The 13,458-nt window shown below is 43.6% G+C and carries 13 protein-coding genes; 2 read left to right on the top strand and 11 right to left on the bottom strand.

The genetic code is table 11. The features are described 5' to 3' along the window. Positions 1–5 precede the first annotated feature (5 nt). From MSG37_RS02475 to MSG37_RS02450, 6 genes are all read right to left on the bottom strand, one after another. Positions 6–1,097: a glucosaminidase domain-containing protein gene (locus tag MSG37_RS02475; RefSeq protein ID WP_248468968.1), complete on the bottom strand. Its 1,092-nt coding sequence runs from the start codon at positions 1,095–1,097 to the stop codon at positions 6–8. Positions 1,098–1,292: 195 nt separating this feature from the next. Then, the gene (locus MSG37_RS02470) at positions 1,293–1,703 is read right to left on the bottom strand and encodes a cytochrome c (protein ID WP_248468967.1); all 411 of its coding nucleotides are present in this window, start codon (positions 1,701–1,703) and stop codon (positions 1,293–1,295) included. Position 1,704: 1 nt separating this feature from the next. Then, positions 1,705–2,037, bottom strand: coding sequence for a cytochrome C (locus tag MSG37_RS02465; protein WP_248469141.1), 333 nt, complete (start codon positions 2,035–2,037; stop codon positions 1,705–1,707). Between the two features lie 56 nt (positions 2,038–2,093). Next, positions 2,094–3,320 (bottom strand): molybdopterin-dependent oxidoreductase, encoded by a 1,227-nt coding sequence (locus MSG37_RS02460; RefSeq protein ID WP_248468966.1) that lies wholly within the window; start codon positions 3,318–3,320, stop codon positions 2,094–2,096. After that, positions 3,320–3,640, bottom strand: coding sequence for a c-type cytochrome (locus MSG37_RS02455; protein ID WP_248468965.1), 321 nt, complete (start codon positions 3,638–3,640; stop codon positions 3,320–3,322). Before MSG37_RS02455 ends, MSG37_RS02460 begins: the two co-directional genes overlap by 1 nt. A gap of 623 nt (positions 3,641–4,263) precedes the next feature. Further along, positions 4,264–5,985: a chloride channel protein gene (locus MSG37_RS02450; protein ID WP_248469140.1), complete on the bottom strand. Its 1,722-nt coding sequence runs from the start codon at positions 5,983–5,985 to the stop codon at positions 4,264–4,266. A 59-nt stretch (positions 5,986–6,044) separates the two neighbouring features. Here MSG37_RS02450 and MSG37_RS02445 point away from each other — a divergent pair, with 59 nt between their 5' ends. Both MSG37_RS02445 and erpA read left to right on the top strand, forming a co-directional pair. After that, entirely contained in the window at positions 6,045–6,848 is an 804-nt protein-coding gene (locus tag MSG37_RS02445; protein ID WP_248468964.1) for a DUF6776 family protein, read from the top strand. Then, positions 6,841–7,191: an iron-sulfur cluster insertion protein ErpA gene (gene erpA, locus MSG37_RS02440; protein ID WP_202288449.1), complete on the top strand. Its 351-nt coding sequence runs from the start codon at positions 6,841–6,843 to the stop codon at positions 7,189–7,191. Before MSG37_RS02445 ends, erpA begins: the two co-directional genes overlap by 8 nt. Before the next feature lie 88 nt (positions 7,192–7,279). Here the strand turns inward: erpA and MSG37_RS02435 are convergent, their stop codons facing one another. The 5 genes from MSG37_RS02435 to MSG37_RS02415 form a co-directional block, all read right to left on the bottom strand. Beyond that, positions 7,280–7,780 (bottom strand): hypothetical protein, encoded by a 501-nt coding sequence (locus MSG37_RS02435; protein ID WP_248468963.1) that lies wholly within the window; start codon positions 7,778–7,780, stop codon positions 7,280–7,282. Positions 7,781–7,866: 86 nt separating this feature from the next. Then, positions 7,867–8,247, bottom strand: coding sequence for a DUF2750 domain-containing protein (locus tag MSG37_RS02430; protein ID WP_248468962.1), 381 nt, complete (start codon positions 8,245–8,247; stop codon positions 7,867–7,869). A gap of 136 nt (positions 8,248–8,383) precedes the next feature. Then, on the bottom strand, positions 8,384–9,079 hold the full coding sequence (gene aqpZ / locus MSG37_RS02425; RefSeq protein WP_248468961.1) for an aquaporin Z: 696 nt from the start codon (positions 9,077–9,079) through the stop codon (positions 8,384–8,386). A gap of 214 nt (positions 9,080–9,293) precedes the next feature. Then, positions 9,294–10,775, bottom strand: a complete 1,482-nt coding sequence (locus MSG37_RS02420) for an alkaline phosphatase (protein WP_248468960.1) — start codon at positions 10,773–10,775, stop codon at positions 9,294–9,296. A 159-nt stretch (positions 10,776–10,934) separates the two neighbouring features. After that, positions 10,935–13,442: a prolyl oligopeptidase family serine peptidase gene (locus MSG37_RS02415; protein ID WP_248468959.1), complete on the bottom strand. Its 2,508-nt coding sequence runs from the start codon at positions 13,440–13,442 to the stop codon at positions 10,935–10,937. Positions 13,443–13,458: the final 16 nt, after the last annotated feature.

Here is a 13,458-nt window from a genome sequence, read left to right as displayed (position 1 = left end):
AATTGTCAGTCAGGTCTAGGGATTAAATGCAGTGGCGCTGCATCACTTAAATAAGCTTCATCGACCTGATCTAGCTTGTTATAGCTAATCATCTGCCGTATGCCATCAATATAGGCTTGACCGCGTTCTGAGTATTTATCTAAGGTGCCCGCGAGCTCCATGCCTGTTATTGGTTTATTTTCTGCACGTAGTTTTGCGCGTAACTCTCGAAGTTTTTTATAGGCATTATTAGTATTAAGGTTAAGCATATAGCCCTCAACAGAGGCCAGCGGCGTGTCAAAACGGGCTAAACCATAGTTGCCTAACTCTTTGCGTTGCTGCTTGGGGATCATGCCTTTGCCGCTAAAGTCCCACTGACCAAAAAATGCATTGCCCTCAACGGTAAAGCGTGACGTTGCCCAACCACTTTCTTCAGCGGCTTGAGCCAGTACCAAAGATGGCGGCATGATATCAACTTCTTCTAATAGTGCTTGGCGTTGTTGCTCTGTTAGCGTTGTATTGTCGTCTTTGGTAATTTTGTATTTAAAGGCAATTTTTTGCAGAATAGCATCGTTTAATGGCGCTTCGGCGATAAGTTTACGCTCTAACAAAATGTTCTCATTGGCTACTAGAATGAGCGGCGCGAGTAAGCGGAAAAACACCATTTTCTTTTGCTGTACAGGGATTTGGTTTGAGGCCTTTTGCCAGCGTTCGCTCACCGATTCAAAGGTGAGGCGAGGCACTTCTCGGTTACCCTCTTGCCAGCTTTTAGTATTGTAATTGAGAGAATCAAATAGCGTCATTAGCTCGTCGAGAGAGTTGACGCGAATATCTTTGGCTGCTTTGGTTGGGCGCTCGTCCGACACCTTAGTAAAGCTGTTTTGTGTGGCATCTGAACCTGTTGGGGTCGCAAGATCTTTAGCTGCTACTTTTTCGTTATTACTATTACTGCTTTGTTTCGTTGTGGTTTTATCTTGTTCGCTATCAGACTGCTGTTGCTCATTGTAGACGACTCTATTACCGCCACTTTCTGGGTTAAATTGGGAATTAGCGGCATATAAGATGAGCGTTAAGCTAAGCGCTGCAAGGGCTATTAGCGTCTGGGGCTTTTTAAGCATAAACCGTCCTGAAATTTAGCGTATCTTGTTTAAACTTAGCTTAATTTATGCGGTTCTTCATTAACTGTTTGATTTAAGTGTGTTGGCTTTAGTGATGTAGAAAATAAAAAGCCCAAATGCATATTGGCATTTAGGCTTTTATGAATGGCTGAATAAACAAATGCTTTGCCTGTTTAATGGCTTATTACTTGTCTATTATTTGCTTAAATCTGACGCAGTTTGCGTTGAGTAGTAGTAAGCAACATCTTTCATTTCTTTCTCAGATAGCATTCCCGCTTGGGCTTGCATCAGTGGATCGCTGCGGTCACCACGCTTAAACTCAACCAACTGCTTGAATAGGTAAGCAGCTTTTTGGCCTTTAATATCAGGGTAAGTCTTCATCATGCCTAGCATGGCATCACCATGACAAGCGATACAGCGCTGGTTAGCCAGGGCTTCACCTTTACTCGCATCAGCTTGATAGTTTAGTGCGCTAGCTTCAAGTTTTAATCCTTGTACTGCGAGTGTATCTTTAAAAGATGTGTCTGCATTGGCAATACTTACGCTAACAGAAGTTGCCCAGATCAAGCTGACTGCTAAGACTTGTTTAATTAAACTATTAGGCATCTTAACCTTCCTCACCTGGTGTTGGCATTGGCGGCATTTGCTCGCTATCCAAAGGCTTACGTCTAAAGATCTTCATGTCGATACCGGTCTCATTATAATAAGTTGATAGGTAATCAAGCACTGGATCCCAAGTGTCAGACAAGTCCCACAGGCCTTGGGTGTCAACCATCCATTGAATCGTATCGCGCCAAACTTCGCGGTTACCCTTGTTTTGCGGAATAATCAATGAAGTATGACAAGCATTACATTGGTAGTTCACCATCTCCCAACCTGGTGCCATAATCAGGCCTGACTCAGGATCGACTGGGTAGCTCTTGGCTGCATCAGCAGCCATAACAGGTGAAAGGCAACTTAAGGCAAGCAAGCCTGCCGTAAATAGAGTCTTTGTCATTATACGACCCTTACTGCCACTCGGTGACAGCCATTAAATAGGTAACCTTTCGGGTTCCATTGTGGTTGAACCATTGGCTGGGTATCGCCTTTGGTGTCTGTGGCGCGCGCCCAAATCTCATAGTAACCAGCCTGTGGCAACTTAAGGTCGACTTTCCACTGCTGCCAAGCTGTTGGGTTTACAGGCTTAGTGAGTGACGCAGTTTGCCAAGTGGTACCGTAGTCGTAACTGACTTCAACTTTGGCTACATCGCGCATACCAGCCCATGCATGACCGCTTACTGAAAGCGTTTTGCCCAACTTCATTTCGCTACCGGTTTGTGGCGAAGTGATAAGTGACTTAACAATCATCTCTTCGATAATCTTAAAGTCTTTATTTGCGACTTTCTCACCAGGTGCCACAGGGAATTTTGGTACCTGGTAAGCTGGTGCTTCCATCTTCTTACCGTCATGTACGCGGTCACGAACGCCCATACCTGTTGCACATTTTTGTGACACAGAGCCAGGACGGCCACCAAATACGATACGCAGCGGGTAACCGTGCATGTATGGAATGTCTTCGCCGTTCATGCCCCAAGCAATCATGCCGTTTTCATTCATGGCTGCATCGATTGGCACACCGCGCGAAATTGCTGCGCCTTTACCACTAATGTGCTTATCTGCACCATAGTGAGCAGTGTAAACCGCATCGCTCTTCACGCCACAGTCAGCCAGTACGTCTTTAATCAATACGCCGGTCCATTCTGCGCAGAATACCGCAGTGTTACTCCACTGGTTACCCTTAGCATTTGGGTAGAAGTTTTCACGGCTGTTACCACCACATTCAAGCACTAGCTGCTGGGTGTGGGTTTTGAATTTCTTTTTCAGTTCAGCAATGGTGTAGGTTTTTGGGGTTTCAATTGACTCACCGTCAACAGTGAACTCCCAAGTGTCAGGATCGATTTTGTCGAACTCTGGCATTTGTCCGTTCCAACGGATAAAAGCGACATCTGCTGGGGTCTTAACTGGCGCAAGTAAATGCTCTGGTGGGAAGGCGTTCAGTGGGCTTGAGTTTAATACTTTAAAGTGACTTGGTAAGTCATCAACGTTTTTCCATTTAACTGCTGATACGTCCATTGGTTCAATACCGTCTGGGCGGTTTGATGCAAAGGCCCAGTTAAGCGGCAGCATGGCTGTTACAGAGGTCGCCGCAGCGCCCTTTAAAAATTTACGTCTATCGATAGCCATTAGTCTTGCTCCTTCCCAGTATTGAAATAAACAGCCATTGCTTGCATTTGCTCTTGTGTTAGCAATTTAGCAACTTTACTCATCGTTTGGTCTTGGCGTTTATCTGCTTTAAAGTTTTTTAGTTGTCCAACCATGTACTGCACGTTTTGCCCCTTCAAATTAGGGATTGAGTCGAATTCATTGCTCCCATCAACTCCATGACATGCGATACACATGTTGAGCAGCTTTTGATAGTCCTCTGCGAATGCTTGGTTGCTAAACCCAACCATTGATGCAGATATCACGACTAGTGCTGCTATTTTATTTTTTAATACACTCATTAGGTGCCCTTATCGGGTAATGTTATTTACGTTTGGCCAGTAGCGACTTCCAAAGAAATCGCCTTATCTGTGCATAGAGCTTGATAGTGCGTTTATCAAGTCACGACCCTGCAACGTTTTTTTATCAAGGCCAACAGATGCATCTTTTCGTTTTGTCGCAAAAGAAGGCGATTGAGTTCGTAAAACTACAGAAAAGTGTGACCGTTAGCCTGTAAAAAGTTCTAAAAAGTTGTGAAACATTCTAATTTTTAGGAGGGTTCTTGCGGTTCTAGCGGTTAATGAACTAATTATTGGTGTTGATGGATTTGTGGTGTGTTTGTTGTTTAATTATTGGGCTAGGGTATTGAATATGCTGGATTTACGTTGAGTTGATATGTTTAGCTGATAATTTAGGCGCTATGTTTATTTGTCAGCCACCTGTCTTGTTAAGCTTTTGCAGTGGTAAGCTGGTGGACTAAGTCACCTTGATTTTAATAATATGTTTAATCATGGCTTTTTTTAAAGTAAATACACTGAGTATTAACAACCAAAACCAGAAGTTAAATCATGCCTGAGCTGATCTTCATTTCAAAAATACTCGTGTCGATTTTTGCCGTGCTGGCTTATACCAATTAGCAATATTTTTATACTTGGCCTGAACGGATCTCTTTCTGCAGCGTCATCCAGTTAATCACTCCTACGATATTTTCAGGTGATTGCTGATAGATATACACCTCGCCGCGGCGTTCTTTGGCTAGCAATAGGTACACTTCGTTTAAGGTTGCCGTATCAGCTAGCCCTTGCACAGGGTGCCTTGTAAGTGTGCTGTCTTCATCGCGGGTTTGTAATTGCAGTTGCAACATTTCAATTTCACCACTACCGTTACGCACCAACACTGAACGTCCTTCTGCGCGTTTAAGTACTTCTAACAGTAGCTCGTCGTTATCATTAACAATTACAAAGCGCTTATCCATAAGGTGGCGAACACCGACCTTTTGTAGACCAAGATTCACAGGAGCGACTTTATAGCCTAAGCCCATAATTTCTAGTTGCTTGAAGAAAATCGACTTAGTTTTAAAACCTTGGTGGGAAATCAAAAATGCCGGGATGACCACAAACATTGAGGGCAGGATGATAGAGGCGTTATTGGTGAGTTCGATTAACGCCACAAGAGCCGCGAGAGGCGCACTTAAGCAAACACCCATCATCCCAGTCATGCCTATGATGGTATAAAGACCGATATAGGGCGCGATACTTGGAAAAAATATTGCGCTGATCAAAGCCAATATGGTGCCGAGTAATGCGCCAATGCCATATAGTGGGCCGATTAATCCGCCGGGGATCCCAAGGCCGATGGCTGCAATTGTGGCAATTACTTTGCCAATTAAGATGGCGAATAAAAATAAAATACTCGGATGCTGATTGATGGTTTCTGCAATGGCAAGCTCACCACTACCAATCGCTTGTGGCAACACTAAGCCGACTAAAGTTGTAACCGCTCCTGCTAATAGCAGCCGGTTAAGTAGAGGCCACTTTTGGCCAATTTCAGTCACTTTAAGCAAACTAGTGTTAAAGAAAGCGGCAACACAGCCCAGTATTACTCCAAAAATAGCCAGTAGCGGATATTGGCTTAGCGGAATGACTTCAGCGCCAATTTGCTCAAATTCGTGCACATCACCGAAGACCATCTGACTGGTTAAGGCACCGCAAATAGCGGAGAGCATAATAGGGAAGAAATAATGGATCTTGTATTCGCGTAGCACGACTTCAAAAACAAAGATAACAGCTGCAAGTGGAGCGTTAAAAATGGCTGCGATACCTGCAGCTATACCACTGGCACACATTACTCGCACGCTATTATCTGGCAAGCGAAATTTCTCGGCTAATACACTGGCGCTGACTGCGCCTAAATGAATCGCTGGACCTTCTCGACCTACGGAGAAGTTGGTCGCCAGAGCAAACAAGGCTTGAAAGAATTGACCGGGAGCAGATTGCAGTGGGATTTTGCCGTAATGCAGCTTCATTCTGTGGATCACATAAGCGATACCCATACGTTTATAGCGCTGAGATCCCATTTTTGCGACACCCCAGATTAAAAATGAACCTAAAAGCGGTAATAATACTCGCCAGTCATCGATGATATCCGTAAAATTCAGCTCTTGGGTTTTGGTGAAGGTGTCGCACCAAACCAGAAGTAGTCGGAAAAGAAGAATGACACCAGATGCAAATAGCGCAAACAGCAGCGCAAGCAAACACAACTGCACACTCACCTTAGACTGCGAAAGTATGTCTTTAAGGTCACTGTGAAAGTACTTTTGAAATTGCGCTCGCTTGTTAACAATTGCTTGGTGCACAGAAATTTCCAAAATTTTGTTTGTCACGTTGGTAGACAATGTGAGCTTTTTTATTAAGGGACTGTTACTTAATGTCAAATTATCATCGTTGGGTCGATCGCATGCAAGTGGTTGAACGACAAATTAGACCCTCAAGTGTGTATTTATTGTTTTTAGTCCTGGTAGCGTTTGTTTTAGGTGGTTTAAGTTACGATTTTGCAAAGCAACATTATTTACCGAAAGCGGCAGTTAAAGTTGATAAATCTGAACAATATATTGCGCAATTACAGGAACAAGCACAGACGTTAGCGGCGCGTAATATTGAACTTGCGGTTGAGCGTGAAGCTAACGACAACATGCAAGCTATGTTTGTTGAACAAAATGCTAAGAATAATGAGTTAGCACGAGAGCTGGCTTTTTATCGTAGTGTAATGGCACCAGAAAATAGTGCTGATGGTGTGGCGATTAATGGCCTAGAGCTTACACCAAGTATTGAGCCGCGCCAGTATCGCATCAAGTTAGTACTGACTCAGTTAGAGAAGCGTAAGCGGTCACTAGCAGGGCGCGGTGAAATTACATTAGTGGGTTTGCAAGACGGTAAAACCGTTAACCTTAAACTGGCAGATTTGACAGACGACTCGTTTAAATTCAAATTTAGGTATTTTCAGATCTTAGATGGCGAATTTACATTGCCAGAAGGCTTTAGCTTATCTAGAGTGAAGGCCAAAGTGATTGTTCCTGCCAGCCGTTGGACCAAAGGCTCACAAACCGAACAGGAATATAGCGCACAAGATTTACTTGTGGATGAAAAAGAGCAGGGCATATTACTTGAACAAAATGGTCAGGTATTAGATAATTCTGCACAGCAAACAGATGTAAGAGGTAGTAATGACTGAACAAGCTGAAGATGCTTTGCCAATCCGTTTTACTGATGCGGCGGCTTCAAAAGTAAAAACCTTGCTCGATGAGGAAGAAAATGACGCACTTAAGCTACGTGTATACGTAACAGGTGGCGGTTGCTCAGGTTTCCAATATGGCTTTACGTTCGATGAGAAAGTAAACGAAGGCGACTTCACGGTAGAGAAGCAAGGTGTTCAGTTGGTCGTTGACCCAATGAGCTTACAATACCTTGTTGGCGGTGAAGTTGATTATACGTCAGGCCTTGAAGGTTCGCGTTTCTTTGTTAAGAACCCTAATGCAACAACTACCTGTGGTTGTGGTGCAAGTTTCTCTGTTTAATTGATATTGATTAAACACTAAAAAAGCCGTCTTATGACGGCTTTTTTGTATCTGCAGTTTGGCTCGCCGTTACAGCAAGCATATTAAGTTAGCGCATGATATTAAGGTTTATTGCGCGGCTAAAGTAGCGGCTCACCTTTGGGGTAAAGGCTATCCAAACTTGCAGCAATGATATGATGATAAGTACACCGAACACAAACCAATCGGGTAGTTGCATGCTAAAACTGCCAATGGCATAACTAGATGGTTCAGAAGGCACCATGTTATCTGGATCTTGCAGCATTATAGGCAATGCACTGGCTATGGCTAACTGCAGTGAGGTATATACTCTTAGCATTAACAAGCCTGCTTTTTGTTTACCGATAATTGCTAGCACCATAAACAGGGTTAAGATACAAAATAGCACGCCTTGTTTAGCCATTAAGCCACTAATAGAAATCACCACTAAAAAGATGAGCAAGGCGATAAGGCGCTTGGGCATGTTAATTTTTTCAGTTGGGGTTTCTGCGGTGCTATTAGAGGTTTGAGTATCGTGGGAGCTATTGCTAGTTGCAGACTTTTCGGGGATTACAGGCTTTTCACTATCCACTTTTTTATTCTCTTTGTAGTTTTATTAGCAGATAAAAAGACCAAGATGGCAAGCGAATATGGCCTGCCATCAAAGGGTCTTAATAATTAGTGGCGCTTTTTAGGCGCTAGACGCTCTTCTAGCTCATAAGGTGGGATCACTACACCTAGATCATCTTGTACTGGGAATACTGCAACGAATAAATCGTCATCTTGCATGCCTGGAACCCAACGCTCTAACCATTCATCAACAGGAATCGCTAAAGTTTGGCAATCAGCCCAGTCGTCAACAGCCCATGAAGCAGCAGCCTCTTCAGTTGGCCACATTGGAATACAATCTTCCTCTTCAGTGGTCAACATAACACAACCGTCTAAATCCTGTAATGACCACAATGTTTTGTGTTCTTTCACTTGCTCAACTAGGTAGTCGTAACGAGCTTCTGGCGTCATTTCAGTAACTTGCTTAAGTGTTTTGCTTTTGTTGCTCATGGTTTACATCTCTTAATAGTAAATGAGGCGAGCCTTGAAACAAGCAAAGCGCGCCGATTGAGACGGATAATAACATCTAGGTGACTATTGAAAAAGAAAACAGAGCTTAATTAAGCTCTGTTATTTTGATTATGACTTATTCTTTAGCATCAAATATTTTGTAAATGCCGCCGGCGATAATGGCACCGATTATGGGCGCAACCCAAAATAGCCAGAGTTGCGAGGTTGCCCAATCTCCTACAAAAAGAGCTGGGCCTGTACTGCGGGCTGGATTGACCGATGTATTAGTCACTGGAATGCTAATTAAGTGGATAAGGGTTAAGCCAAGGCCAATAGCAATTGGCGCAAAACCTTTAGGTGCCCGTGAGTCGGTTGCACCAAGAATGATGATTAAGAAAAACATCGTCATTACGATTTCACAAATTAGCGCCGCAGTTAAGCTGTAGCCCCCTGGCGAGTGATCACCATAGCCGTTGGATGCAAACCCTGCTGATAAACTAAAGCCATCTTGGCCTGAGGCAATAAGGTATAAAATACCTGCACCAGCAATACCTCCCGCAACTTGAGCAATAATGTATGGCAATAACTCTGATGCCGGAAAACGTCCTCCGGCCCAGAGGCCAATAGACACGGCTGGATTTAAATGACAGCCGGAAATATGGCCAATAGCGAATGCCATCGTCAGTACAGTTAAACCAAATGCGAAAGCAACTCCGAGTAAGCCGATGCCGACTTCGGGAAATGCTGCAGCCAAGACGGCGCTACCACAACCACCTAATACTAGCCAAAGTGTGCCGATAAACTCGGCAGTCATTTTTTGCGTCATATTCATATAACAGTTCCTTGTGCTTTAAATTAGCGGCTTAGTTATTGTTGCGCGCTAACATTAAAATAAGACATTGTTACTTCTTTTGTAGCTAGATAAGTCGTTAGCTAAATATACTCCAAACTCAATGTATTGCTAAATAAGTAGCTGTTTAAGTTAATCGTTACTTGCACTGTTAGTAAAGTGAACTTTTAGTTTACTGCCTTTATCGTTACTCGGATTAGAACGATGAAGTTTGCTTATAGCGCTCGTCTTGTACCATCTGAATCAAGGTTGCCGCGATTTCGGTATTGTCTTTATGCCCTCTAAAGTACAGTGCACCTTTGCCGTAGGCGTAAACGGGTACGTCGATTGCGTCATGCCCTCCGGTTGTCCATCCAGTATAGGTCAATTTATCAATAGCTTGCTTTAGATCGTCGGTGATGTGTTGCTCTGCTTTATGCTGAGTGAGACGTGAATTTAATTTCCAACGCAAACTATCGAGTTTTTTATCTTCGATATCGATACTGATATGTGGGCGTAAAAAAGTGCTAAATGTATTTAAATCATTGAGTACATCAGGTGTGTTAATAATCAGTTTGGCGATGCTGCGAGGTAAGCTGTGTACCTGATGCAGTAATTGGCCTTGCCATTGATATGTGCCATCTCTGCCAAGGGTTAGACCGCCTGTTGAATGGTCGGCCGTTGCAACTAATAGCGTATCAGGGTGGGCATCGACATAACGCTTGGCGAGTTCAAGTGTTTTGGCAAAGTCGTGCATTTCGGTCATGGCGCAGGTGATATCGTTACTGTGGCCGCACCAATCAATTTGACTTGCTTCAACCAAAGCAATAAACGGCGCATCTTGTTTGCTTAATAGATCTAGCGCTTTAGCTGTCATTGTTGTCAGCCTTAAAGGATCATCGCTTCTTATGGCCGCAGGTAAGCCTTTAGGGGCAAATAAGCCCAAAGCAGGTAGGCTGCTGATACTATTTAGGTCTGTTAGTTGATCGACATACTGGTAACCAAACTCTTGGAACTCAAGGGTTAAATCTCTATCTTCTCTGACAAAGTATTGCGTACCGCCGCCTAACATCAGATCTGCTATGGGGCGTTGGTGTACTAGATTGCTTATATAGCTATCGGCAATTTGGTCGTAATTACGGCGGCTTTCATTGTGGGCTAAAAAGCTTGCAGGAGTGGCGTGGTTAATTTGTGATGTCACTACAATGGCAGTGGTTTTTCCTTGTGCTTTGGCTATTTCAAAAATCGTTGGCAGTGCGCCATGTTGATGATCAACCGCTATGGCGCCATTATAGCTTTTATAACTGGTCGCCAATGCCGTCGCCGCCGCGGCTGAATCGGTGACATAAGTGTCATCATCAGGGTAAGTGCTCGACATACCTACGAGCAGTTGATCGAAAATGGTTTTCTCTACTCTGTTAGTTTGTGGGTTATCACTGTAATAGCGGTATGCGGTAGTGTAGGCTGGCCCCATACCATCACCAATTAAATAGATGATATTTTTAGGCAAATACTCAGCAGCTATTACAGGAGAAAATGGGTCTGTAGCAGTTTGGATATGCACTTGTGAGTCGGTGAGCGAACTAACGTCTTGGTTTTTCGCGATGGCAATATTTGCCAATAAGCCTGAAATAAGGCCCCATGAAAATAGTGCTGAACAAACAGCCTTCATTGGAAAATAACTCGCTGAGTTTGTCATAGGTCTAGACTCCTATTTCTATTAATTGTTATTAGGCATTGCAATCGCCACTGTTTATTGAGCACTTTGATAAGTAGCTGTGGCCCCGGCTCTATGTGGGGTTTTCAAGTTGGTGAGGAAAAGTGGCGACTTGAATTAAGTCGCCACTTTTTAGTGCTATTAATGAAACGTCACTTGAGCTTCATTTAGACCAGGTTGGCCAAAGGCGCTATCGCTTTTACCCAATGTTGGCTGTTTAAGGTGTTGTTCAAGCCAGCTTTCTTGCTCCCAGAGCATATGCATAATCGACTCTTTAGCCTTGTAGCTGTGGCTTTCATAGGGGAATGTTACTAGGCGAGCTTGCCCACCTAAACCACGTATTGCTTTAAACAATCTAGCCGATTGCATTGGGTAGGTTCCTGAGTTCGAGTCCATTTCGCCGTGCATCAGCAGTAAAGGCTCGTCGATTTTATCAGCATGAGTAAATGGCGATATTTGCTGGTACAGACTTGGCGCCTCCCAGTAATTGCGTTTTTCATGCTGGAATCCAAAAGGAGTCAGTGAGCGGTTATAGGCGCCACTACGGGCAATGCCTGCAGCAAAAAGATCGGAATGCGCAAGTAGATTCGCCACCATAAATGCACCGTATGAGTGGCCGCCGATAGCAATTCGCTCTCTATCGGCAACGCCCATATCCACTAGGGTGTCGATGGCAGCACTGGCGTTGGCAACGAGTTGATCTCTAAAGCTATCATTAGGTTTTTCGTTACCCTCACCAACAATCGGCATCGCGACTTTATCAAAAATAGCGTAGCCGTTAGCCACAAATGGAACTGGGCCCTTAGTACTAATATTTTGATATTGGTTGGCTGAATAGTTTACTTGGCTAGCAACCTCTGCATTTTTGTATTCTCGTGGGTAAGCCCACATAAGAACAGGTAAACGGCCATCACTTTTTTTATAACCAGCAGGCAAATATAAGATCCCAGATAAAGGCAGGCCATCTTTACGGGTGTAGTTAACCAACTGCCTTGTCATCCCCTTGTAGGCATTGAGATTTTGTTTGTTCTCATACAAGTTACGCTCTTGGCCTGACTCGGTATTAACCATGACTAATTGAGGCGGCGTATCTGCGGTTTGTCTGCTGATAATTACGGTTAATGGCTTAAGATTAACTATGTACTTAATGCTTTCGAGCTGCTCGTTCGGTGATGACCATAATGTCTGACTCTTGTTAACCAAAGCGGTATTTTTACTAATAGGCAAGGCTTTTAGAAAAGGTTTGAGTCCTTGCGGTGATGCACCTAAGCCATAGTGTAAAAATGCATTGTTATGTTGCTTTACGACTCGCCCTAGCTGTTGGCCATTGACCTTGGCTGGTTGACGATATAAACGGCCCGGGTCTTTATAGGTGTCGCGAATTGCTTTTTGATACCAAAGTGAGAGTTGCTGGTTACTCTTTTCAGTTGTATCTAATAAGCTAACACGCATCTGTTTTTTATCAGATTGGCGTTCGGTTATCACTGCAGTATTCTGCTCTGCCCATTGAATGCTTCTTATCCGCCAAGGCGTTTTTGTCAGTGGCGTTGGCTGTTGATTAAAAGGGGCATTAAGTTGTAATAGCTGATCTCTGTAGGCAACTTTTAGGCGACTATCACCTTTATCTAGTGCTTGTACAAACGCTAAAGTGCTAGGTTTATCTGCGCGCCAGTGGATCATTCGCGGACCTTTTCTTACCGAGTCACTCCCAGGGGCGCGATACTCACTACTCTCAAGGCTGGCGAGGTTTTTTAGCTTAGTTCCATCGCTACTAAATAGCTCAACGCTTTGAGCAAAATCATAGTATTTAACCATGTAAGAAAATGGCGGATTTACGCGTTTGACTAATAAGTATTTATCATCTGGCGATAAGCTATAGCTGATATTAATGGCTGGTTGGCCAATAGCGCTAACATTACCATCTAAATTGATGAAGCTCAGTTGGCTGGTGGTAAGGGCGGAAAACTCAGCTTCATCTTGCGCGTTTTGTAACAGATCTTGGTAGGTGCGACGCGGCGCTTTTTTACCTGATGTTTGACTGATATTGGGACTAAAGATTAATTGAGTTTTTGGTTCGATATTTGTTGTTAGCGCGAGGTTGGTAAATATACCTTGGCTATCATTACTCCAGATATATTTAAGCCCTAATGTGGCGTTCAATCGGCTTGGGTTGAGCTTTGTAGTTTGATTCTTTTCGATGTCGTAAATATAAAGGTCAGCGCTATTTTTATTCAAGCCTATATAGCTCAAATAGCGGCTATTGGGCGAAAAGCTAACACTTGCAACCTGCATCCCTTTGCGTAGAGGTACATTGATATTTGCCGCAGCTGCGCCATGCAAATTAACTAACTCGATGCTTAAATAGGTATATTTAATTCGGCTTGGTGTGAGAGACTCAGTCGATACTCTAAGGCCGGCTAACTTACGCTCGTTGCTTGCTAAGTTCTCAATCGTTAAGTGGCTTCTGGGAGTTAGTACTGCGAGCCATTGCTTATCTTGTGATAAGCGAGTGCTAACATTTTTTGTTTGCTCAACGACATTTTGCAGTGGTTGGCTAGGTAATTGATAGGTGCTGCTTATTGCATTGCTAGTTAATAGCGGGCTGCAAATAGCTATCAGGGCAAACTTTAAGAGCGAGCTTCGAGACATTCTTATCTCCTGACAT

Source organism: Shewanella sp. 1CM18E (assembly GCF_023161665.1).
GTDB lineage: Bacteria > Pseudomonadota > Gammaproteobacteria > Enterobacterales > Shewanellaceae > Shewanella.
The sequence above is the reverse complement of the archived record's forward strand: the minus strand, read 5'-3'. Positions and strand labels throughout refer to the sequence as shown.

Excerpts from the sequence above, each read along its gene's own strand:
- MSG37_RS02475 (WP_248468968.1), bottom strand. The coding sequence starts at position 1,097 with ATGCTTAAAAAGCCCCAGACGCTAATAGCCCTTGCAGCGCTTAGCTTA.
- MSG37_RS02470 (WP_248468967.1), bottom strand. The coding sequence starts at position 1,703 with ATGCCTAATAGTTTAATTAAACAAGTCTTAGCAGTCAGCTTGATCTGG.
- MSG37_RS02465 (WP_248469141.1), bottom strand. The coding sequence starts at position 2,037 with ATGGCTGCTGATGCAGCCAAGAGCTACCCAGTCGATCCTGAGTCAGGC.
- MSG37_RS02460 (WP_248468966.1), bottom strand. The coding sequence starts at position 3,320 with ATGGCTATCGATAGACGTAAATTTTTAAAGGGCGCTGCGGCGACCTCT.
- MSG37_RS02455 (WP_248468965.1), bottom strand. The coding sequence starts at position 3,640 with ATGAGTGTATTAAAAAATAAAATAGCAGCACTAGTCGTGATATCTGCA.
- MSG37_RS02445 (WP_248468964.1), top strand. The coding sequence starts at position 6,045 with ATGTCAAATTATCATCGTTGGGTCGATCGCATGCAAGTGGTTGAACGA.
- erpA (WP_202288449.1), top strand. The coding sequence starts at position 6,841 with ATGACTGAACAAGCTGAAGATGCTTTGCCAATCCGTTTTACTGATGCG.
- MSG37_RS02430 (WP_248468962.1), bottom strand. The coding sequence starts at position 8,247 with ATGAGCAACAAAAGCAAAACACTTAAGCAAGTTACTGAAATGACGCCA.
- aqpZ (WP_248468961.1), bottom strand. The coding sequence starts at position 9,079 with ATGAATATGACGCAAAAAATGACTGCCGAGTTTATCGGCACACTTTGG.
- MSG37_RS02420 (WP_248468960.1), bottom strand. The coding sequence starts at position 10,775 with ATGACAAACTCAGCGAGTTATTTTCCAATGAAGGCTGTTTGTTCAGCA.
- MSG37_RS02415 (WP_248468959.1), bottom strand. The coding sequence starts at position 13,442 with ATGTCTCGAAGCTCGCTCTTAAAGTTTGCCCTGATAGCTATTTGCAGC.